The organism is Dyella sedimenti, from assembly GCF_022760995.1.
GTDB classification, from domain to species: Bacteria; Pseudomonadota; Gammaproteobacteria; order Xanthomonadales; family Rhodanobacteraceae; genus Dyella; species Dyella sedimenti.
In genome coordinates this window covers 85,198-106,084 of record NZ_JAKWJO010000010.1, presented here as the reverse complement: position 1 = coordinate 106,084, position 20,887 = coordinate 85,198, and the positions used below count along the sequence as shown (strand labels likewise).

The window sequence follows — 20,887 nt, the reverse complement described above, 5'->3', positions numbered from 1 at the left end:
GCCGAACCATGCGCTGGATGCATGTCCCGGTGTGGGCTGCTGCGTTCATCTGGCATGCCTTCCAGGCATAGTCAGGTACCCACAAAGTCTTTCCGCGGTATCGCCCAGCGACGTAGCTTGGCCCCCACGAGCGAGCGATGGCGCTGGACCAGGGAATGTCCCATTGGCATCGGAAAGGCCATGCCGACGCCCCTTCCGCCTCCATCTCCGACACTGTCGTCACCTGATTCGCCCCATCTCACCCCAAGGAGATCCCCCATGTCACGCACCATCCAATTCGCGAAAGCCGGCGGCCCTGACGTCCTGGAATTCGTCGAGACCACCATTCCCGCCCCCGGCCCGAGCGAAGTACGCATCCGCGTCAAAGCCATCGGCATCAATCGCGCCGAGTCGATGTGGCGCAACGACAAGTACATCGAGCCGGTGAGTTATCCCGCAGGCCTCGGTTACGAGGCGGCCGGCATCGTGGATGCGGTCGGCGAGAACGTCCGCGACTTCAGGCAGGGCGACGAGGTCAACCTGATTCCCTCGTTCTCGATGAACCAGTACCACACGTATGGCGAAGTTATCCTCGCCCCCGACTACGCCGTAGTGCGGCAGCCCAAGTCGCTGAACTTCACCCAGGCAGCCTCCATCTGGATGATGTTCGTCACCGCCTACGGCGCGCTGGTCGAGGACGCCAAGGTAGGCAAGGGCGACTTCGTCATCATTCCCGCCGCCTCCAGCAGCGTGGGCCTGGCGGCGATCCAGATCGCCAACTATGCCGGTGCATCGGCCATCGCGCTGACCCGCACCGCCGACAAGAAACCACAGCTTCTCGATGCTGGCGCAGCCCATGTGGTGGTCACCGGTGAGCAGGATTTCGTGGCCGAGATCCGCCGGATCACCGGTGGCAACGGCGTCCGCGTCGTGTTCGACCCGGTCGGTGGCCCCAACTTCGCCAAGCTGGTATCCCTGCTCTCCTTCCAGGGCATCGCCTTCATCTATGGCGCCTTGAGCGAGGAACCGACCACGATCCCCGTGCTGGACATGATCGCCAAGCTGGCCACGGTGAAGGCCCACAACATCTGGGGCACCAGCGGCGACGAAAAGCGCCGCAAGGCTGCCGTCGAATACGTCCTGAAGGGTTTCGAGAGCGGCGCGCTCAAGCCTGTCATCGACCGCGTATTCGCCTTCGACGACATGCGGGAGGTTCACCGCTACCTCGAAAGCAACGGCCAGTTCGGCAAGGTCGTGGTCACCGTCTGACCCGCACCGTGCACCATCGCCGCAACAGCAAAGGGGCGGTCATGGGACTGCCCCTTTGCTTCATGCCGCAGCGCTTCGGATCGCCTGCCAGGGCGGCCAGTCCCCATGGGCGTAGCTCACTTGCCCTTGCCCAGCGCCGACCGCGCCTCGGCCAGGAAACGGCGGGATTCCTCGTCCGTAGCCATATTGGTGGCGATCTGCGCCAGCGCCTGCTCGATATCGCCGGCGGCGGCGAATGCCTCATCGCAGAGCAGGGGCGCGATGGGGCCAAGATAGCTCAGCGCCACCTGGCTCACGATTTCGCGCCACTCCTCGTCGCTGCCCACCGCCTTGGCCGGTGGCGATGCGGAGCTGGCGGACGGTGTCGGCGGCGCATCGCCCTCGAAGCCACCGAGCAGCCACTGCAGGGTGGTTTCGCTCAACGGCATCCGCTTGAGGGACGTGCTGATAAGGCCGGGCTGGAAGCGCGCCCGCGCGGTCCCCACCCTGGCCAGGTGCTGCACGGCCTCGTCGCTGTGGTAGCGGCTGAAGGCAACGTCGTCGATCTGTCCCTCGCGCAGGCGAATGATCGAGGAATTGTTGCTTTCGGTCGCGATGAAAAAGAAACCCGAGGTCTTCTGCTGCACCAGAGCCTTCAGCTCCCGCAGGACCTCTGCCAATGGACGGAATTCGTTGGCCATCCTCGTCTCCCTCGGCGGTTATCGCAGCGGACACCCGACGACGAGCGCAATCAGCGCTTGTTGAGTCGCTCCATGGCCAGTCGAACACTGTTGGACAAGCGTGAAATCGCCCTGGCCAGGGTGCCGATCTCGTCGTTGAGCTTCGTTTCCTCGATGTTCTGGTGATGCCACTTGCCCATGCTCAGATCCTCGGCCACCGTGGTCAGCCGCTGGATCGGCTGCAACACGCGCGACCAGATCAGCACCGATTGTAGACCCAGGAGCAGTACGCAGATCAGCAGGCCGGCCACGCCGATCAGAATCGACTGGCGCGTGATGGCACTGTTGATGTCGCTCTTGGGGTAGGCCGACACCAGGGAGAATCCCCAATCCGGCACGTTTTGCCTGTCCACCACCCAGTCCGCCGGCTGGTCGTGGGCCACCCTCTCGATCTGCGCCGGATCGACCGTGGCACCGGTCTTGGACTGGAAGCGAAGCTTGCCCTTGCTGTCGAACACCGCGATGAAGCCCGATTGGAGCACCTGGGCGTCGCTGACCACCGCATCGAGCGCCTGCAGATCCGTCTTGTAGCCGACATACCAGATGCCGACCGGCTTGGCGGTCTTGCCGTTGTAGATCGGCTCGTAGCCTGTCACATAGGGCGTGCCGAGGATATCCACCACGCCGTAGAAGCTGCGGCCCTTGCGGATTTCCTCGATCACCGGGCCCTGCGGGTCGAGCACCGTTCCGATGGCGCGCGAGCCATCGTCCTTCTTCACATTGGTCGCCACGCGGACGAAATCGTCGCCCTCGCTGGAGAAGATAGTGGCCGTACCTTCCATCGTCGCGGTCACGCCGTCGACCAGCCGGAAGTCATTGCTCTGGGAGGTATTGCCGAAGCGCAGGTCGGCGACTGAACGGCCGGCCACCGTGATCTCGGGACCGGTATCGGGGGTACCCAGCGCATCGCTTTGCTGGCGCAGCAGGCGCATCGAGTCGTGCACCCGATCGAGCATGATCGAGCGGGTGACCGCGAAAAGGCTTTGCAACGCGGTGGTCTGGCTCCTGATCGAGGCATCGGCCTCGGCCCTTACCCGGTTGGCCTCCACCACGGCCAGCACCACGGCCACCACGACCACCACCACGAAAACCAGCGCCAGCACAGGCAACAGCAGGCGCACTCGCAAGGAGTGACGGAACATCGGCTTTTCCCCTTCCACGACGTTTTGCTTGCCGTGTGGCCTACGGGCCACACCGCCCCCTCAAAACGTGGCAGGCACAGGTTACAGAACGGCTAACGACACCCGACGCCTGCCAGCAACTACCACCCGAGGATAGCAAAGAACCAGCCGCCGCCAATGGGATGCCTATCTCACCAGGCGCACCCGCAAACCGAGGTGAAGGCGGCATCGCTTTGCCCCGCCATCACATTACCTGGGCGCCAGCCAGGCACCATGCCATTGCCGTGCTTCGCTTTATTTCTAGCCGACGGCCGCCAATGCAGGTTCGGCGCGCCGCTTCCGCGCTGCCGAGCGTGCCGATTCGGCGCCATCGTGGGCATGCGGCGCCGCGGCGCCCTGCACCGTGAAGTAGGCCACCTGCCCCATCAGCACCTGTGAAAGATCCAGCGTATTCCTGCTGGCCGCGCTGGCCTCTTCCACCAGAGCGGCGTTCTGCTGGGTGACCTCGTCCAGCGCGGTCACCGCGTTGTTGACCTGGCCGATGCCGGCCGACTGCTCCTCCGACGCGGCAGCGATTACCTCGATGATCGTATTGACCTCGCGCACGTCCGCCGCGATGTCGTTGAGTGCATGGCCGGTACGCTGCACCAGCTCGGCGCCTTCGGCCACCTTGTCGCCGGTGTCCTGGATCAGCGACTTGATGCTCTTGGCCGCCACGCCACTGCGCTGGGCCAGGTTGCGCACTTCCGTCGCCACCACGGCGAAGCCGCGGCCCTGCTCGCCCGCACGCGCGGCTTCCACCGCGGCGTTCAAGGCCAACAAATTGGTCTGGAAGGCGATTTCGTCGATCATGCCCACGATTTCGCCCACCTCCCTGCTGGCCTGGGTGATGGCCTGCATCGCGCCAACCGCCGAGCTGGCGATGTCGCGGCCTTCCTCGGCCCGCTTGCGCATGCGCACGGCCATGTCGCGCGCCTGGCCCGCGCCCTCGGCGTTCTGCCTGACCGTGGCGGCCAATTCCTCCATCGAGGCCGCGGTTTCCTCCAGCGAGCTGGCCTGCTCCTGCGTGCGTTGCGACAGGTCGTCGTTGCCCTGCGAGAGATCGTGCGCCGCCGCATTCACCTGCTCGGCCACGTCACGCACTTGCGTCACGATGCTGGTGAGCTGGCGATCCATCTGGTCCAGCGAGTGCAGCGTATCGCTGAACTCGTCATTGCCGACGATCACCGGCGCATTGTTGAGCCTGCCTTCCTGGATGGCGCCGGCCAACTTGCGTGCCTGCTCCAGCGGACGGACCACGGCGCGGGTCAGCAGCAGTGCCGCGACCAGCAACACCAGCACACCCACCACCAGTACGGCCAGCACCAATTGCCAGGTGCGGGAGTAATGCTGTGCCGCCTGGGCAGCCGCCCATTCGGCCTGCTTCTCATTGGCCGCGACCAGGCGGTCGATCGCCGCCGTCGAGCGGGACATGCCCTCGGTGACCTTGTTGATATGCAGCTGGCGCCCCTCCTCGGTCTTGCCGGCGTCAAGCAACTGCGCCTCCTGCTTGACCAGCGGCCCCATCGCGGCACGGCCCGCCTCGAACTCCTGCGCGGCGGCGCGCTCGGCGTCGGAGGACACCAGCGCCGGGTAATAACGGTGCCAGGCTTCGGTAATGCGCACCTGGTTCGCCTGGATGTGTTTCATCACGTCCCGCTTGCTGGGATCGATCAACGAGCGGCTCAAGGCAAGCCGGTTGTCGACAATCGCCGCGCGCACGTCGCTGACGGCCGCAATACCCGTCACATTGGTGCGATACATTCCATCGACCAATCGATACGTGGCGCTTACGCCGAGCAAGCCGACCAGGCCCATGCCAGCTGCGATAACCAAGGCGACCCCCATCGCCGCGCCAATCTTCAAACGCACGGTAAAACGCATAGACGTGACCTAGTGGCAATTCCCCAGGTCACGCTATCGGCTTCGGACGGCCGGACTTAACAGGCAAGTTCTTGCGATTCCGGGTGCCGGGCATAACCAGGCCATTCCACTCGCCACATCCGGAGATGGTGAATTTCTGGAAACGCATCGCCAAGCGCGATCAAGGCGACACGGATGCATTGATTGACCCTATGGGATGCCAGGCCTACGCGAAAAACGCGCGCGAAAGTTTCGAGACGCAATTGGCAAGGAAGCGTGCGGATGCCGCTTCAGAGAAGTAATGCATGAGCCGCTGATACCGGCCATCAGCGCCCCGGTGAACAGACAACATCATTGCTGGTACAGCGTTTCGAACTTGGCAACCCTTCCGCCGACAATGGTGACGATGATTGTCTTTCCGTTCTGCTCGTAATGCCAATCTTCGCCGGGCGCCAATTGATTGGCCGGCAAGCCAGCGATGGGCGAACTGGTAAAGGAACGAATCGCCGGCTGACCTAATAATTGCAAGACGCGCGTCGCGCTATCGCCGACGGTCAGCACTTTGTTATTCACACGAAGCGAGGTCTCCGCGAAGGAGCTTGCGCTTGCGATCCAGAGCATTGAAATCAGACAAGGCGACAGATTGACTCGCTTCATGGAATGATCCTTGGCTTGAAGTGAAGCGCTACTACAAGCGCTATCTGCACGGAAGGCTCGGGGCGGCATCTGGACACATCTACCCTTATGACTTGCTGCCATGACCACCTGGATGGCCCTGGCAAAGTCCACGCAAAGTCATAGACCGACGGTAGGCCTCGAAAGGTCGGATGTCTGTCGGGGGACATCGCATAGACGTGCACGGACCATCCCACATTTGACACTAACGCCTCTTTGGATCCGAATGGCGACTTGTCAGGAAAAGTCGCAAATCAGGGGGAGTTATGACGAAGCGCAAGGAAAGTGGTATGGAGGTTATTGCCTCTCTGCCGTGGCAGGCGGGCGTTGTCCTAGGCCTCATTGCGTACCCTGTTATTCGGTATGGCCTCGGATGGCTGCTGACGTCCAGCACCAACCCGTTCTTAGCCGACTTCGGCAAAGCTAGTGCGGCCGGTGCATTTACGTCCATCGCCTGGATAGCCTTGTTTGCCTGTTGGCTCGGGGCGCTGGTTTCTTACTTCAGGCAGCGACATCGTAAGCGGCTTCTGGACATGCAGACCGGCCTACGTAGTTTACGGTCGATGCATTGGAAAGCGTTCGAATTGATCGTTGGCGAGGCCTTTCGGCGCCAAGGCTATGCGGTGGAGGAAACGGGCCTTGGCGGTGCCGATGGCGGTATCGATCTCATATTGCGCAAGCAAGGCCAAACCGTGCTGGTGCAATGCAAGCAATGGCGCACGCGACAAGTCCCTGTGATGGTCGCGCGCGAAATGTTTGGGCTTTTGGTCCACCATAAGGCCGATGCCATCATCATTGTTTCCACCGGCAACTACACGGTAGATGCGCAACGATTCGTACAAGGCAAGCCCATCGAACTGATCAATGGCGACCAGTTGCTCGCCATGGTGCAAGCCGTCCAGACGCCGGCGGAACCCACGCAAGCGCCGCCGGCTTTCGCGGCAGCACCTGGCGCAGCCGAAAAAAGCGATACGCCTACATGTCCTTCCTGTGGATCGGCAATGGTTCAACGCCAAAACCGACGTACCCGGGAGGCATTCTGGGGTTGCCCCAGTTACCCGCGCTGCAAAGGAACTCGCACTGTCCAATCGACATGATGCAAAAATTTTGACGGAATCGCTTCCTTCAAGAAGCGAATCCGTCTCGATACTTCAAAGCGAAATCAATCGCCGCACATACGGCCGCCACCTGTGCCGCATTGCATTGCTCAGGAGTGGCACGTGGGCTATCGGGATAGACCTCGGTGGTGGTCTTGTAGGGCGCGTCGGTGATGCTGGCGCATAGGCCCAGCTTCCTGAGCGGATACTCGATAACGCCCGGCGCAACCATGGGCGAGCCGATGATGTTGCCCTGGACGTCGGCGGGCGCGATATGGGTGACCTTCGCCACCGCAGCAATTATCGCTTGCTGGAACGCCGGCTGCGGACACTCGCTGTCATCCACCAGGTAGAAGCCATCGGGAATCTCGCCCGGCACGAAGGGGACGCCATCGCGGGCGGCCAGCGCCGGGCGAAACTCGGATTCGTCGCTATCGGTGGTTTCGTGCAGGTCGATATGCATCAGCACACGATTGCGGATGGGCGCGACCAGGCGCATAAGCGCCGCCGATTCCTGCGCCGGGCTGCTTTCGCGGAACGAGCGATTGGGATCGACGGCATTGGCATTCCAGCGATGAATACGCTCGTAGGCCCACGGACTGATGCAAGGCGCGATCATCAAGTTGACCCGATCCGCATAGGCCGCCGCATGCTGCCCGGCAAACTGCAAGGCGCCATGCACACCGCTGGTTTCATAGCCGTGCACGCCACCCGTGACCAGCACGTAGGGAAGATCATCACGCCAGTTTTGGCTCTTGAGTGCGAACAGCGGGAAGCTTTCGCCCCGATAATCCAGTTGACCGTACTGCTCCACATCGAAGCGGCCGCGCAGCTTTTCGATCACGCTCAGCACTTCCGATTCGTAGCTGCGCTTGCGGGTTTGCCGCGAAAGCCAGAGGGCGACCTCGGCGCTACCCCAAGGCTGTCCAGGTGTTCCGATGGGATAAGAGGCGTCGGCTGTCATGCGACCTGCTTTGGCAAATACGGGTTAGGGAGGATATCGGATTGACCCACGACCACATCGCGGTGGCCGGCAAAGAATAACGTAACCGCTTTCCTTTCCGAACTATCCCATTGACGCCTTGGCGTAGGGATCCCGCCCTCGCCCAATGAGAGGACAGATTACCCAGGCCATGACTGACCGCATTTCCGCCTGACTTGAGTCAAGCCGCAATCGCCACCGCCTGCATAGACTCAAAACCGTTCCGCCACGCATGAATCAACAAGGTCGCCGTCAAGGCGGCCATGGGCACGCTGTTGCTTCATGCACCGAAAAGACACAACAAATCTTAGGGGGATATGTGTCGTACTTTGTGTGGAGCGATGAATTATCCGTTGGAAATGCTTTTATCGACAGCGACCATCAAATGCTGGTCGACTATATCAACCAGCTTCATGAAGCCATGGCGAAGGGGCATGGCAAGGAGATCCTGGGAAAGATCCTCGATGAGCTGATTCGCTACGCGAAGGAACATTTCCAGCGCGAGGAAGATCACATGAAAAGCATCCGCTACGCGGACTTTGCCTCGCACAAACAGGAACACGAAATCTTCATCAAGGAAGTATCGGACCTGCACGCAAAATTCAGCGCCGGAAACGCCATGCTTTCGGTCCGCGTATCGAAATTCCTGAAGGATTGGCTGGTCAACCACATCATGAAGCTGGACAGGAAGCTCGCTGCCGCATCGCGATAGCCACACCGCTTTTGAAATCAGGAGAAAGCTGCGGGCGGGCCATGCATCCTTCGCCCCTTGGCCCCGCCATGCTCCCCAGCCTTCTCCAAGTGCGTCGCAGATCACCTTTGGCTTGTGCCTTCGGCATACCACGCTAACTTTCAGGTAATTCCTACGAGCCTAGCATCACTTCATCCCTTTGTTGGGACCTCCATCGCCACCTAGCTTCGGCGGATGGACGTCCAAACATCGTGGAGTCGGTTGTGACGGAAAGACCCTTGTTCAGGCCGGAAGTGGCGCAGGCGCGCCATGGCGAATGGCTTGGCGCGATCATCATCGCTTCCCCGCCGTCGCGGTGGATTGCCATAGCCTTTATCACCGCAACAGCAATGGCCTTGCTGCTTTTCCTCTTCATAGGCCAATACACGCGTCGCGAGACGGTCACCGGCCAGTTGTTGCCCAGCGCCGGCCTGCTGACGCTGACAGCCAGCAATGCCGGAACCGTCATCCGTATTGCCGCCCGCGAAGGCCAGGTGGTCAAGGCTGGCGACGTGCTGTTGGAGGTAGCAAGCCGCCAGGACAGTGCCGCCCTGGGCGATACCCATGAGCTGGTGGGCCGCCAGCTCGATTCACAACAAATCGCCCTGCAGGCCGACCTGGTGACACAGGCGGCCCTGACCCGGCAGCAGGGCGATGCCCTGCAAGCCAAGCTTTCCCTGCTGCGGTCGCAACTGGCGCAGATCGATGACCAGCTCGCCATCCAGCAGCGCCAGGTCACCAGCAACCAGGCGCTGCTGGAACGCATCACGCCCCTGGCCAGCAAGGGCTATGTCTCGGCCTTGCAGATCCAGCAACAGGAGACCGCCGTGCTGGATGCGCAGACGCAATACAAGGCCTTGGCCCGCCAAAGGCTGGATACGCAACAGCAGGTCGAGGCTGCCCAGCAACAACTGGCACAGCTTCCACTGGACGAGGAAGCCAAGCGCAACGATACCGAGCGCCAACTGGCCTCCGTCCGCCAGTCCATGGCGCAAAACGAGGCGGAACGGGCGGTGGTACTGCGCGCACCGGAGGACGGCGTGGTGTCCGCCATCCTCCCCAAGCAAGGCCAGGCGGTCGCCAGTGGCCAGCCCGTGCTCTCCATCCTTCCCGCTGGGGCAACGCTACAGGCTCAGTTGCTCGCGCCCAGCCGGGCCATCGGCTTTATCGAACCGGGCAACCGGGTCGTCCTACGTTACCAGGCCTATCCCTTCCAGAAGTTCGGCCAGCAATACGGCACCGTCAGCGAGATTTCCCGTAGCGCGCTGTCACCAACGGAGGCGGGCGGTCTGATCGGCCAGCAGGTCAACGAACCCATGTACCGCATACACGTGCGGTTGGACCAACAGCACGTCGTGGCCTATGGCAGGCCCGAGCCGGTCAAGCCCGGCATGGCGCTGGATGCGGACATCCTTATGGAAAGGCGCCGCCTGATCGAGTGGGTGTTCGAGCCCCTGTACGGCATGGGCCATCGCCTGCTGGAGCGGGATACCCATGGCTGATGGATCGGCCCACGAGCCGCAACCACCCAGGAAGGGCTTCCTGGCCGCCCTGCGATTCGGCTGGTCTCGGCACCTGCCCGTGATGCTGCAGACCGAGGCCACCGAATGCGGCCTCGCCTGTCTGGCCATGCTCGCCAGCTATCACGGCCATGACGTGGACCTGGCCGGCCTGCGCCGCCGGTTCGCCTCGTCGCTCAAGGGCATCACGCTGACGCGCCTGATCGCCATGGCCGGCCAATTGGGGTTTACCTGCCGCCCCCTTCGCCTGGACATGGATCACCTGGGCCAATTGCAGACGCCCTGCGTATTGCATTGGGACCTGAACCACTTCGTCGTGCTCCAGCGCGTCAGGCGCGGCATCGCCATCGTCCACGACCCGGCGCAAGGCATTCGCCAGCTGCCCCTCGCGGAGGTATCCCAGCACTTTACGGGCGTTGCCCTGGAGCTGAGGCCCTCGGCCGATTTCTCGCCCATCCGGGAGCGGCAGCCAGTGGCCTTGCGCGCCCTGACCGGGCGCCCGCATGGCGTGGTGCCGGCCCTGTTCCAGATAGGGCTGCTCGCGGTGGCGCTGGAAGTGTTCACCCTCGCCGCCCCGTTCTACATGCAATGGGTGGTCGACCAGGTGCTCGTCTCGGCCGACAGGGAGCTGCTCACCCTGCTCGGCCTGGGGTTCCTGGCCATCACCGCCTTCTCGGCCATCGCCAATGCGGCCCGCTCCTGGGTCGTCATGTGGCTGGGAGCGAACCTAAACGTCCAATGGGCCAGCAACCTGTTCGGCCATCTGATGCGCCTGCCGCTGGAGTGGTTCGAAAAGCGGCACATGGGCGACGTAGTGTCCCGCTTCGGCTCTATCCAGAGCATCCAGAAAACGCTGACCACGCAATTCATCGGTTCCCTGCTCGATGGTGCCATGTCGCTGGTGACGCTGGTAGTCATGGGCTTCTACAACGCGTGGCTTGCTCTGCTGGTCGCGGGGCTCTTCGTGGTCTACGGCCTCGTCCGGTGGGCCTTCTTCAAGCCGCTGCGGCGGACCAGCGAGGAGCAGATCATCTATGCCGCGCGCCAGCAGACGGAGCTGCTGGAATCCATCCGGGGCGCCCTGTCCCTCAAGCTGGCCAACAAGGAAAGCGAACGACAGGCGCGCTATGCCAACGCCACCGTCGCCACCGCCAACCGCGATATCGGCATCCAGCGACTGGCCATCGCCTTCACGCTGACCAATCAACTGCTCTTCGGCTTCGGCCGCATCGCCCTGGTGTGGATCGGCGCCGCCCTGGCACTGGACAACACGTTCTCCGCCGGCATGTTGATCGCCTTCATCGCCTACGCGGACCAGTTCACCAGCCGTGCCATCGGGCTGGTCGACAAGTGGGTGGACTTCCGCATGCTCCGGCTCCACGCCGAGCGCGTGGCCGACATCGCCCTGGCCGTGCCCGAATCATCCGGCGAAGCCCAAGCCTTCGAACCGGCGGACGCCAGCGTCGAGCTATGCAACGTGAGCTTCCGCTACGCGGAGGACGAGCCGTGGATACTCAAGGAGTGCAGCCTGCGTATCGAGGCCGGCGAAAGCGTCGCCATCGTCGGACCCAGCGGCTGCGGCAAGACCACGCTCGCCAAGCTGGCGCTCGGCCTGCTCAAGCCAACCACCGGCGAAGTCCGCTTCGGCGGCATCGATATCCACCGCCTGGGCCTGTCGCACTATCGCCGCCTGGTATCGGCCGTTATGCAGGACGACCAGCTCTTCGCGGGTACCCTCGCCGAAAACATCAGCTTCTTCGACACCGAAGCCACGCCGGAACGTGTGGTGCAAGCCGCCCACCTGGCGGCCATCCATACCGATATCGCCGCCATGCCCATGGGCTACCTGAGCCAAGTCGGCGACATGGGCTCAACGCTTTCCGGCGGACAAAAGCAACGCGTGATATTGGCCCGCGCCCTGTACCAGCAACCCAGGGTGCTGGTGCTCGATGAAGCCACCAGCCATTTGGATATTGAGCGCGAGCGGCAGATCAACACCGCGATAAGCCACATGCGCATGACGCGCATCGTCATTGCCCACCGGCCGGAAACCATCGCAAGCGCTGAACGCGTTATCAGCCTCGGCCAACCCAGAACGACCGATATCCCAAAGCCATCCACAGACGCGGCGCCTTAACCAAGGATTGCCGGCGACGCGTCCTGCCGGCAATGCAATTCAAATCAGGACGCAATTAATGAAAGGAGATAGACATGCAAGAACTGACCATTGAACAGACCGATGCTGTCAGCGGTGGAGATGGCATCACGGCGACAGCCGGGGTGGTTGTCGGGGCCACGGTTGGCCTTATTGGGGGCCCCGTGGGCTCCGCCGTCGGCGCTCTTGCCGGATTAATAATTTGGGAAGGCCTTTCCATCTGGAAAGGAATCGGCTGACGCCAACAATCTTTAAAACTGAACGAAAACCACGCAATAAATCAAATGCGTGACACGCCCATTTAATCGTGGGTTTCAACAATGCGGGCGGTAGACATCAGCCTGCCGCCCGCCCCGCCACACACTCAACCCAATGAAAAAAGATATCCAGGATAAATCCTACATAATTGCCTCAAAATTTGCCATGTGGGCAGGCCTTTTATTTGGCATTCCAGCTCACATTTACCGCATGATACATAACGGTAGTAACTGGACAGATGGCTTGGTCTTTTTGACTTATTTCTACCTAATAACAGCAACGTACCTTTTTGGCTACCGCCCATCCAATCCACCAAAATGGTCAAAATATTTCGTCCGCCAAAAATGGCTTGATGATCTCGTCTTTCTTTCCAGCGCGCCACGCAAGGATGTAAGACAAAACAAAAAGGCCCTCATCTTGCTCGTAATTGCAACAGCGGCCTTGACCTTCGCCATCCTAAACAAGTTATCAGCATAATGGCTTGATTATTTATTATGAAAACATTAGGGAAATCCATAGGATTTTCCATTCCCCGGGCTACCGAAGGAACACAAGTGCGATTTAAATATGGCATGCCATCAGAAGTAGATTGTCATCTTGAAAACAAGACCAAGATCGTCGTTGACTATAAGCGGCTACATGTCAAGGCCATAATGCTTGGGTTTCTTATTATAGGCCCAAGTCTCTATTTGATGTGGCGAAGCATGTGGACCAACGACGTGATCGTCGGCATCTTCGAACAGCCCCCGGAAATATTCATCCCGTCGTTACTAGGCTTAATCATCTTGCACGAATTCGTACATCTTTTAACGCACCCACGAGCAGGACTGTCAAGCGACTCTGTGGTCGGCATCATTCCAAAGGGTGGAATGGCCTACGCGAGCTATCAAGGCGAGCAGAGCCGTCAACGCCTTATTGTCACGCTGCTGGCGCCATTAATAGTGCTTACCTTCGTGCCCTTTCTATTAGCGCCCTTTATACCGCCCGCTATAGTTCCTTTTCTTCCATTACTATCCATCATTAATGGCGTGGGATCGGCCGGGGACATTCTTTTGACTTTTTTGGTTATTCGCACGGTTCCACGCGATGCCATGTGCCATGGCCACTACTTCGGATTTAGCGTGAACGACAGCCGAGACTATCAGGGGGATTAGATATGCGCTTTAAATACGGCATGCCATCAGAGGTAGATTGTCATCTTGAAAACAAGACCAAGATCGTCGTTGACTACTCTCGCGTACATGTTATCGGCACGGTCATAGCCATTTTTATTGTCTTACCCGCTATTTATATTGCCTGGCGAAGCATGTGGAGCAATCGAGACATATTTGGCGTCTTTGACCAGCCGCCGGAAATATTTCTACCTCTCACCTTTTCAATCGTCATATTGCATGAATTCATTCATCTTATAGCACATCCGCAAGCCGGCATGTCTAACGAATCAATTGTTGGCATGCTACCCAAACGCTTGGTTTTTTACGCAGCCTACCAAGGGGAACAAAGCAGGCGACGCCTGATAATTACGCTAATGTCACCCCTTGTTTTACTGACCATCCCGCCGTTTTTAATAGCTCCCTGGGTAACACCATCCGTCGTTCCCTTTCTCGCCGGTCTTTCAATCCTCAACGGCATGGCTTCCACGGGAGATATGATGCTTACTTACAAAGTCATCCGGGAAGTTCCTCCCGACGCCATCTGCCATGGTGAGTATTTTGGGTTCAGTACTACCAACGACCACAACAGTAGCAAGCCCACCTAAACTTAATAAAACCATCAACATTTTTATTAGCGGAGCGATAGTGTGCCAGCCTTCTTTATTCCATCGCTCTGCATTTTCTCAATTTCCACCATTATTATTTTGCCATCAAAGGCATTTCTCAAGGAGGCACTGCCAAGCATCCGCTCCCTAGCCCTATTCAACTTGGCATTCCTAGTTCAATGCATCTGCTTATATGCCGGGATACTCATAAGTGAAAATGGAAGCCACCACACGCTTTGGACAGCCAAAGCGTTCTCGTTAATTGGCTTGGCCCTATTTATCGCCATTTGCAGAGACAAATTAACGCTACGGGACATTGGCATTTGCGCCCCCAACCCCAGAAGGATCGGAACCACAGTCCTACTCTTCGTCGTACTGGGCGCCATAACTTGGAGCGCAATCCAAAGCAGCCATCAGCACCAAGAGCTTTCCATGAACATGCTCTTGTTCATGCTGGCGGCCTCAGGAACAGACGAAGAGCTTGTATTCAGAGGCCTTATGCCTGCGCTGCTCATCAACCAAGTAGCCACCGGCCGCCAAAGGAAGGTCAACAAGGCCATAGCCCTCTTGATACCAAGCCTAATCTTCACATCGATTCATGCCCTGCGCTTCTCGAACGGCCACTTCTCTTTCAGCCCCAGCACATTCGCCATGGTCAGCATCGGGGCATGCGCTTTTATGTATCTGCGCCAGATCACAGGGAGCCTTCTTGGCCCTTTGGCGGCCCACAATCTCGTCAATGCCGGAACCATGCTGATGCTAGCCAAAGGCTAACTCTTAGCCAACCAATGAAAAGCCAGATTTAAAATTGCTAAGAAGAAGATCTTTTCTAGACAGCCGTGTGGCGCAATAAGAATGGTAGTCATGAAGCCATCGCATCTTTTCTAGTACGCCATCCTCTCCAGTGTGTACGCGAGAAAAAAGCTTTTCCACACTCTTACTAAGAAGCACAAAGTCTCCGGAAAACAAATAATCAATAAATACGCACCCATCAGGGTCTTCTAACACAATCCCACACACATTATTACGTAACCCAGGCTTCAAGCCAGGGTAATTTAGAAAATAATCCAATAGATTTTTATCGACAACAATTCTCGGAAACTTAGCTCTTTTACTCTCAAGCTCGTAAGCCAAAATCATTCCAGAGGAAAACAACACCAAATCGTCTGAAAAATGCTTCCCAAATGAAATACCGCCTCGCAATAAAATTCCTTGAGCAAGGAATTGGCATTGCATAACAGCACAAGCGTTCGCTACTTCACCAACGTTCTCTGGGGAAAGAGGTGCGCTGATAACAACCGAGTCCGAAAACATTTTGACATCAAGGCCTTCCTTACCGTCAAAGCGATTTCTCACCTCGGCCAGAACTTTGCGAAAGATTGGCAAGTACTCTGGTATTTCGCTTCCCGAGTCAGACCTAACCATCTGAGAAAAGCCAAGCACGTCCATAAATGCAACGACGTGGTACTCCATATTACGTAAGCACCCGTGAAGCCAGGTCCGTAAACCTCTTACCGAAATCCTCCATCGCGGGCTTTCGGTCCTCCCAGACAGCTCCCGTCCAACCGGTCTCAGCTTTTGTGAGTGCCCATACTGGCTTGCCTTGGGTCAGCATCATAGGTCCGAGGCTTGCGAATTCCGGAATTTCAATCGCCACGGGAGAGTTCCAACAAACCTCGGCGACAATTTCCTTGCTGCCACTTGCCACTACAATTGATGGCAAAAGCTCCGCAGTGACTCTTTCTTTAATTCGATCCATCCAATGCTGAAATGCTGGCTTGGCGTTCCCTCCATATCGCTGATAACGCTGCATTACTAGACCACGAAACTGAGGTGATCCGCGAGCGACGTTGAGCCCCAGCGATTTGAAATCCGAAATAATTGCAGAGTGCTCTCGGACCCATTTTGCGATAATAGTCTTAAGAGACCCAATCGCCTGAAAATTGAAACGATCAGGTACAACTGGCACAAGGAACAAATCAGCTGCTAGGAAGCACGACCGCGTCAACGCTCCCGCACTGGGGCCGACATCAATGATTATGAAATCAAAATTAAATTTTTCACCCAGGCGGCTAAGCATGTCGTATATAGCCACATAGTTCCGCTTCTGGTGAATATCGTTAGTAGTGCGTTGACTATGAGCCGCAGACAGTACGTCCTCTGCTTCACTTAAGCCGATATCCCCCCTAAAAAGACTTACGCCTTTATCTTGAAGCTGGACCAACTCAATGGCATCAATATCTACGGATGGGCGCTCACCATCAAATCGAGGACGTAGTGCTTCAAGAACAGTAGTTCCAGGCAAGACTCCCTCCTGAGCTCCTTCGACAAGTGCTTCATCGAGCTCCTGAATGACGGTAGTCAGACAGAGTTCGGTCAGGTTGCATTGAGGGTCGGCATCCACCAATAGAACTTTTTTCCCTAGCACCGAAAGCGAATGCGCCAGATTAAACGACGTCGTTGTCTTTGACACGCCACCTTTGTGGTTATATAGAGCGAGAATTTTTGTCATTCGCCAGCCCCCTTTTGAAGCCAATTAATAGATTTGGCGTATTTTCGCACTAATCGAAGCATCCAATGAGCAAAAAAAAAGCTGCCTTGGATAAGGCAGCTTTTCAATTACTCATCAAAACTCATCCACACTTGCTATACCCACAATTCAAGCAAGTCTGGCAGCCGTCCATCAGTACCAGCGCCTTGGTGTTGCACTTGGCGCAGAGGGTAGCGCCTGGGGGGAAGCCGTTGGAGGGTTCGGTGGGGACGTCGTCGGTGGTGGGGGCTTTCTTGGCACCGGTGGCAGCGGCCTCGTAGGCGGCGCGCTTTTCGGCGATGAGCTGGCGGGTGCTCTCGTCCATGTCCGGGTCGTGGATCAGGCCGATCATCTTCATGTGCTGCTCGATGACGGCGCCGATCTCGGCGACGATGCTGGGCATGTAGATGCCGCCGGCCTTGAAGTAGCCGCCGCGCGGGTCGAATACGGCCTTCATCTCTTCCACCAGGAAGGTGACGTCGCCGCCCTTGCGGAATACGGCGGAGATGATGCGGGTGAGCGCCACGATCCACTGGAAGTGGTCCATGTTCTTCGAGTTGATGAAGATCTCGAAGGGGCGGCGCTGTTCGTGCGGGGTGCCGGCGTTGAGCACGATGTCGTTGACGGTGACGTACAACGCGTGCTCGAACAGCGGCGATTTGATCTTGTAGGTGGAGCCGACGAGCGTCTCGGGACGTTCCAGGCTCTCGTGCATCTGGATGACTTCGGCCTTGGGCGCTTCCTTGGGAGCGGCCGGGGCGGGTGCGGCGGCGGGCGCGGCCTTGTCCTCGGGCTTGACGACGTTGTAGCCCTTGATCTTTTTTTCGATCTTGATCGCCATGACTTTGGTTCTCTGACGGATTTGGCGGCGTTGCAGCCTGGGGCGGAGAGCGAACTGTACGCTTCGCGAAAACTGGTTATCGAGGCTCTGGATTCCGGCGTGCGCCGGAATGACGAGCTAAAAGGCAGGACTGACGAGCTAAAAGCCGGGTGACTAGCTACTCAAATATGCGGTCACAACAGTGGCTTTTAAACGGTCCGGCCCGGCGTTTGGCACGCCGGGCCGGATCGGGTACGGCTTACTTGCGGCGGACGGCTTTCTTGGCCGGCTTGCGCACGGCCTTCTTCACGCTCGCCTTCTTGCTGGCAGTGGACCTCTTGACCGCCTTGGCGGCGGTCTTCTTACCGGCGGCCTTCTTGGCCGTCTTCTTCACTGCGGCCTTCTTGGCCGTCTTTTTGCTGCTGACCTTCTTTGCAGCCTTCTTGGCGGCGGTCTTCTTCACCGCTTTCTTGGCGACCTTCTTGGCGGCGGCCTTCTTCACCGCCTTCTTGGCGACCTTCTTGGCGGCGGCCTTCTTCACGGCCTTCTTGGCCACCTTCTTGGCGGCGGCTTTCTTCACCGCTTTCTTGGCGACCTTCTTGGCGGGGGCTTTCTTCACGGCCTTTTTCGCAGCCTTCTTGGCGGGGGCTTTCTTGGCCGCCTTCTTCGCTGCCTTCTTGGCCGGAGCAGCCTTCTTGGCTGCGGCCGCCTTCTTGGCGCGAGCCTTCTTGGGGGCGGGTGCCGGGGTCGCTTCGACCACGGGGACCTCGACCGGCGCGTCTACGACCGCAACGGCGTCTTCTTTCACATCAAACTCGGTATCGATGGACATGCGTGTAATCCCCTCCGACGTGGATTCTGGAACTTGTAGTGAGCCCTGCTTCTAGGCATCCGGAAGTCGCTCTCGCAAGCAAGCCGGCACCTGGAAACCAGGCGCCGGCCGCTATATTAGAACTTTCCGTAATACCCTTCCTTCAAGGCATCGAACAGGTTGGCGGCGGTATGGGTTTCGCCGTCGTATTCCACTTCTTCGTTGCCTTTCAGTTCCACAACACTACCGTCCTCCAACTCGAAGCGGTAGAGGGTGCTCTCAAGGTCGGCCTCCTTCACCAGCACGCCCTGGAAGGCGGCGGGGTTGAAGCGGAAGGTGGTGCAGCCCTTGAGGCCCTGCTTGTATGCGTAGAAGTAGATGTCCTTGAAGTCTTCGTAGGGGTAGTCGGTGGGGACGTTCGCCGTCTTGGAGATGGAGGAGTCCACCCAGCGCTGCGCGGCGGCCTGGATGTCCACGTGCTCCTTGGGCGAGATGTCGTCGGCGGCCACGAAGTAGTCGGGCAGCTTGGACTTGGGGTCGTCGCTGAACGGCATGGCGTCCGCGTTGATGAGGGCGCGGTAGGCCAGCAGCTCGTAACTGAAGACTTCCACCTTTTCCTTGGTCTTGCGGCCCTCACGGATCACGTTGCGTGAGTAGTGATGGGCGAAGCTGGGCTCGATGCCGTTGCTGGCGTTGTTGGCCAGGGAGAGCGAGATGGTGCCGGTGGGGGCGATCGAGCTGTGATGGGTGAAGCGGGCGCCGGTTTCGGCGAGCTGGGCCACCAGGTTGGGTGCCACCTCGGCCACGCGCTGCATGTAGCGGCTGTACTTGGCGTGCAGCACCCGGCCAGGGATGGTGTCGCCGACCCGGTAGCCGTCGGCGGCCATTTCCGGACGCTTGCGCAGCATGTCGCCGGTGACGGTGTAGTCGCGGGCCAGCACCGGGGCCGGGCCCTTTTCCTTGGCGAGGTCGAGGGCGACCTCCCAGCCGGCCACGGCCATCTCGCGGGAGACGTCCTCGGTGAAAGCCACGGCGTCGGCGCTGCCGTAGCGCATCTTGAGCATGGTGAGGGTGGAACCCAGGCCCAGGAAGCCCATGCCGTGGCGGCGCTTGGAGAGAATCTCCTCGCGCTGCTGGGGCAGCGGCAGGCCGTTGATCTCCACCACGTTGTCCAGCATGCGGGTGAAGATCTTCACCACTTCGCGGTATTCGTCCCAGTCGAAGCGGGCCTTGGGGCCGAACGGGTCGCGCACGAAGGTGGTGAGGTTGACCGAGCCCAGCAGGCACGAGCCGTATGGCGGCAGGGGCTGCTCGCCGCAGGGGTTGGTGGCGCGGATGTGCTCGCACCACCAGTTGTTGTTCATCTCGTTGACCTTGTCGATCAGGATGAAGCCCGGCTCGGCGAAGTCGTAGGTGGACACCATGATCATGTCCCACAGGTGCCGCGCACGGATGTGGCCATAGATCTTGCAGGCGACCAGGCCGTCCTCGCGCTCGACGTAGTTCTCGTGGGTGGGCCACTCGCGCCACACCACCTTGGTGGGGTCGGCGAGGTCGATCTCGGACTGTTCCTTCACGTGCACCGGGAACACCAGCGGCCAGTCCTGGTCATGCTCCACCGCCTGCATGAAGCCGTCGGTGACCAGCAGGGACAGGTTGAACTGGCGCAGGCGGCCATCCTCGCGCTTGGCGCGGATGAATTCCTTCACGTCGGGGTGGCTGACGTCGAACGTGCCCATCTGCGCGCCGCGGCGACCGCCGGCGGAGGAGACGGTGAAGCACATCTTGTCGTAGATATCCATGAAGGACAGCGGGCCGGAGGTGTAGGCGCCCGCGCCCGACACGTAGGCGCCGCGCGGGCGCAACGTGGAGAACTCGTAGCCGATGCCGCAGCCGGCCTTCAGGGTGAGGCCAGCCTCGTGCACCTTCTCCAGGATGTCGTCCATGGAGTCGCGGATGGTGCCCGAGACGGTGCAGTTGATGGTGGAGGTGGCCGGCTTGTGGGCCAGCGCGCCCGCGTTGGAGGTGATGCGGCCGGCGGGAATGGCCCCGCGGCGCAGCGCCCACAGGAAGCGCTCGAACCAGTGCTCGCGCAGCTCCGGCGTGGCTTCCACCTCGGACAGCGCACGGGCGACGCGCTGGTAGGTTTCGTCGACGCTGCCGTCGACCGGCTCGCCCGACTTGGCCTTCAGGCGGTACTTCTTGTCCCAGATGTCGTACGACGCGGGCTGCAGCGGAATGGCTGCGCTATCACGGCTTACGGCTGGTGCACGCGCGGTGCTCATCGGCTTCCTGACCTCCCGGCACGGCCTCGCGGCCGTTGGTTTCGTTGATTCGGCTAAGCCGCTCGCATCAGGCCCGCACCGGAAGCGCAGCCGGCGTGCCGCCTGACCCTCGCGTTCCCTGCCCGACCTTCGACCACTCCCCCTGAGAGTGCTTTATGACACCATCTCTTGGGTTGATTCCCAGCGTCGCCACACAAGATGTTGTGGTCGCGAACGGATGTGAACGTTACCCCCGGCATGCGTCGATGTAAAGTGGTTTCGACGCCGTTCGCCTC

At 59.5% G+C, this 20,887-nt stretch carries 20 protein-coding genes; 10 read left to right on the top strand and 10 right to left on the bottom strand.

The genetic code is table 11. The features are described from left to right. Positions 1 to 258: 258 nt before the first annotated feature. Positions 259 to 1,248, top strand: a complete 990-nt coding sequence (locus tag MJ605_RS17715; RefSeq protein WP_243042869.1) for a zinc-dependent alcohol dehydrogenase family protein — start codon at positions 259 to 261, stop codon at positions 1,246 to 1,248. A 116-nt stretch (positions 1,249 to 1,364) separates the two neighbouring features. Here MJ605_RS17715 and MJ605_RS17710 read toward each other — a convergent pair whose 3' ends face one another. The 4 genes from MJ605_RS17710 to MJ605_RS17695 all read right to left on the bottom strand — a co-directional run bounded on the left by MJ605_RS17710 (position 1,365) and on the right by MJ605_RS17695 (position 5,647). After that, on the bottom strand, positions 1,365 to 1,928 hold the full coding sequence (locus MJ605_RS17710; RefSeq protein WP_243042868.1) for a DUF8082 domain-containing protein: 564 nt from the start codon (positions 1,926 to 1,928) through the stop codon (positions 1,365 to 1,367). Between the two features lie 50 nt (positions 1,929 to 1,978). Then, on the bottom strand, positions 1,979 to 3,109 hold the full coding sequence (locus tag MJ605_RS17705; protein WP_243042867.1) for a Cache 3/Cache 2 fusion domain-containing protein: 1,131 nt from the start codon (positions 3,107 to 3,109) through the stop codon (positions 1,979 to 1,981). Positions 3,110 to 3,388: 279 nt separating this feature from the next. Next, complete coding sequence (locus MJ605_RS17700) at positions 3,389 to 5,011, bottom strand: methyl-accepting chemotaxis protein (RefSeq protein WP_279237657.1); 1,623 nt, start codon at positions 5,009 to 5,011, stop codon at positions 3,389 to 3,391. A 330-nt stretch (positions 5,012 to 5,341) separates the two neighbouring features. Continuing rightward, complete coding sequence (locus MJ605_RS17695; protein WP_243042865.1) at positions 5,342 to 5,647, bottom strand: DUF2845 domain-containing protein; 306 nt, start codon at positions 5,645 to 5,647, stop codon at positions 5,342 to 5,344. A 284-nt stretch (positions 5,648 to 5,931) separates the two neighbouring features. Here MJ605_RS17695 and MJ605_RS17690 point away from each other — a divergent pair, with 284 nt between their 5' ends. After that, on the top strand, positions 5,932 to 6,762 hold the full coding sequence (locus MJ605_RS17690; protein ID WP_243042864.1) for a restriction endonuclease: 831 nt from the start codon (positions 5,932 to 5,934) through the stop codon (positions 6,760 to 6,762). A gap of 28 nt (positions 6,763 to 6,790) precedes the next feature. Here MJ605_RS17690 and MJ605_RS17685 read toward each other — a convergent pair whose 3' ends face one another. Continuing rightward, the gene (locus tag MJ605_RS17685; protein ID WP_243042863.1) at positions 6,791 to 7,726 is read right to left on the bottom strand and encodes a M14 family metallopeptidase; all 936 of its coding nucleotides are present in this window, start codon (positions 7,724 to 7,726) and stop codon (positions 6,791 to 6,793) included. A gap of 250 nt (positions 7,727 to 7,976) precedes the next feature. Between MJ605_RS17685 and MJ605_RS17680 the strand changes: the two genes are divergently transcribed. From MJ605_RS17680 to MJ605_RS19380, 8 genes are all read left to right on the top strand, one after another. Continuing rightward, on the top strand, positions 7,977 to 8,456 hold the full coding sequence (locus MJ605_RS17680; protein WP_243042862.1) for a bacteriohemerythrin: 480 nt from the start codon (positions 7,977 to 7,979) through the stop codon (positions 8,454 to 8,456). Between the two features lie 272 nt (positions 8,457 to 8,728). After that, complete coding sequence (locus MJ605_RS17675) at positions 8,729 to 9,976, top strand: HlyD family secretion protein (protein ID WP_243042861.1); 1,248 nt, start codon at positions 8,729 to 8,731, stop codon at positions 9,974 to 9,976. Further along, positions 9,969 to 12,131, top strand: a complete 2,163-nt coding sequence (locus MJ605_RS17670; RefSeq protein ID WP_243042860.1) for a peptidase domain-containing ABC transporter — start codon at positions 9,969 to 9,971, stop codon at positions 12,129 to 12,131. Before MJ605_RS17675 ends, MJ605_RS17670 begins: the two co-directional genes overlap by 8 nt. A gap of 74 nt (positions 12,132 to 12,205) precedes the next feature. Continuing rightward, positions 12,206 to 12,388, top strand: coding sequence for a hypothetical protein (locus MJ605_RS17665; protein WP_243042859.1), 183 nt, complete (start codon positions 12,206 to 12,208; stop codon positions 12,386 to 12,388). A 133-nt stretch (positions 12,389 to 12,521) separates the two neighbouring features. Next, complete coding sequence (locus MJ605_RS17660) at positions 12,522 to 12,884, top strand: hypothetical protein (protein ID WP_243042858.1); 363 nt, start codon at positions 12,522 to 12,524, stop codon at positions 12,882 to 12,884. A 17-nt stretch (positions 12,885 to 12,901) separates the two neighbouring features. After that, positions 12,902 to 13,561 carry a DUF3267 domain-containing protein gene (locus tag MJ605_RS17655; protein ID WP_243042857.1) on the top strand — a complete coding sequence of 220 codons (660 nt, stop codon included), beginning with the start codon at positions 12,902 to 12,904 and terminating at the stop codon, positions 13,559 to 13,561. Positions 13,562 to 13,563: 2 nt separating this feature from the next. Beyond that, positions 13,564 to 14,166 (top strand): DUF3267 domain-containing protein, encoded by a 603-nt coding sequence (locus tag MJ605_RS17650; RefSeq protein WP_243042856.1) that lies wholly within the window; start codon positions 13,564 to 13,566, stop codon positions 14,164 to 14,166. Positions 14,167 to 14,208: 42 nt separating this feature from the next. Continuing rightward, on the top strand, positions 14,209 to 14,940 hold the full coding sequence (locus MJ605_RS19380) for a CPBP family intramembrane glutamic endopeptidase (RefSeq protein ID WP_243042855.1): 732 nt from the start codon (positions 14,209 to 14,211) through the stop codon (positions 14,938 to 14,940). Positions 14,941 to 14,943: 3 nt separating this feature from the next. On the opposite strand, the gene MJ605_RS17640 is transcribed toward MJ605_RS19380, so the two are convergent. The 5 genes from MJ605_RS17640 to MJ605_RS17620 all read right to left on the bottom strand — a co-directional run bounded on the left by MJ605_RS17640 (position 14,944) and on the right by MJ605_RS17620 (position 20,612). Beyond that, positions 14,944 to 15,639 (bottom strand): hypothetical protein, encoded by a 696-nt coding sequence (locus tag MJ605_RS17640; protein WP_243042854.1) that lies wholly within the window; start codon positions 15,637 to 15,639, stop codon positions 14,944 to 14,946. Between the two features lies 1 nt (position 15,640). Continuing rightward, on the bottom strand, positions 15,641 to 16,678 hold the full coding sequence (locus MJ605_RS17635) for a ParA family protein (RefSeq protein WP_243042853.1): 1,038 nt from the start codon (positions 16,676 to 16,678) through the stop codon (positions 15,641 to 15,643). Positions 16,679 to 16,799: 121 nt separating this feature from the next. Further along, the gene (locus tag MJ605_RS17630; RefSeq protein WP_243042852.1) at positions 16,800 to 17,537 is read right to left on the bottom strand and encodes a TSCPD domain-containing protein; all 738 of its coding nucleotides are present in this window, start codon (positions 17,535 to 17,537) and stop codon (positions 16,800 to 16,802) included. 238 nt (positions 17,538 to 17,775) lie between these two features. Further along, complete coding sequence (locus MJ605_RS17625; protein WP_243042851.1) at positions 17,776 to 18,348, bottom strand: histidine biosynthesis protein HisIE; 573 nt, start codon at positions 18,346 to 18,348, stop codon at positions 17,776 to 17,778. Positions 18,349 to 18,464: 116 nt separating this feature from the next. Then, on the bottom strand, positions 18,465 to 20,612 hold the full coding sequence (locus tag MJ605_RS17620; protein ID WP_243042850.1) for an adenosylcobalamin-dependent ribonucleoside-diphosphate reductase: 2,148 nt from the start codon (positions 20,610 to 20,612) through the stop codon (positions 18,465 to 18,467). Positions 20,613 to 20,887: the final 275 nt, after the last annotated feature.

Coding starts and splice junctions, on each gene's coding strand:
- MJ605_RS17715 (WP_243042869.1), top strand. CDS start 259: ATGTCACGCACCATCCAATTCGCGAAAGCCGGCGGCCCTGACGTCCTG.
- MJ605_RS17710 (WP_243042868.1), bottom strand. CDS start 1,928: ATGGCCAACGAATTCCGTCCATTGGCAGAGGTCCTGCGGGAGCTGAAG.
- MJ605_RS17705 (WP_243042867.1), bottom strand. CDS start 3,109: ATGTTCCGTCACTCCTTGCGAGTGCGCCTGCTGTTGCCTGTGCTGGCG.
- MJ605_RS17700 (WP_279237657.1), bottom strand. CDS start 5,011: ATGCGTTTTACCGTGCGTTTGAAGATTGGCGCGGCGATGGGGGTCGCC.
- MJ605_RS17695 (WP_243042865.1), bottom strand. CDS start 5,647: ATGAAGCGAGTCAATCTGTCGCCTTGTCTGATTTCAATGCTCTGGATC.
- MJ605_RS17690 (WP_243042864.1), top strand. CDS start 5,932: ATGACGAAGCGCAAGGAAAGTGGTATGGAGGTTATTGCCTCTCTGCCG.
- MJ605_RS17685 (WP_243042863.1), bottom strand. CDS start 7,726: ATGACAGCCGACGCCTCTTATCCCATCGGAACACCTGGACAGCCTTGG.
- MJ605_RS17680 (WP_243042862.1), top strand. CDS start 7,977: ATGAATCAACAAGGTCGCCGTCAAGGCGGCCATGGGCACGCTGTTGCT.
- MJ605_RS17670 (WP_243042860.1), top strand. CDS start 9,969: ATGGCTGATGGATCGGCCCACGAGCCGCAACCACCCAGGAAGGGCTTC.
- MJ605_RS17665 (WP_243042859.1), top strand. CDS start 12,206: ATGCAAGAACTGACCATTGAACAGACCGATGCTGTCAGCGGTGGAGAT.
- MJ605_RS17660 (WP_243042858.1), top strand. CDS start 12,522: ATGAAAAAAGATATCCAGGATAAATCCTACATAATTGCCTCAAAATTT.
- MJ605_RS17655 (WP_243042857.1), top strand. CDS start 12,902: ATGAAAACATTAGGGAAATCCATAGGATTTTCCATTCCCCGGGCTACC.
- MJ605_RS17650 (WP_243042856.1), top strand. CDS start 13,564: ATGCGCTTTAAATACGGCATGCCATCAGAGGTAGATTGTCATCTTGAA.
- MJ605_RS17640 (WP_243042854.1), bottom strand. CDS start 15,639: ATGGAGTACCACGTCGTTGCATTTATGGACGTGCTTGGCTTTTCTCAG.
- MJ605_RS17635 (WP_243042853.1), bottom strand. CDS start 16,678: ATGACAAAAATTCTCGCTCTATATAACCACAAAGGTGGCGTGTCAAAG.
- MJ605_RS17630 (WP_243042852.1), bottom strand. CDS start 17,537: ATGGCGATCAAGATCGAAAAAAAGATCAAGGGCTACAACGTCGTCAAG.
- MJ605_RS17625 (WP_243042851.1), bottom strand. CDS start 18,348: ATGTCCATCGATACCGAGTTTGATGTGAAAGAAGACGCCGTTGCGGTC.
- MJ605_RS17620 (WP_243042850.1), bottom strand. CDS start 20,612: ATGAGCACCGCGCGTGCACCAGCCGTAAGCCGTGATAGCGCAGCCATT.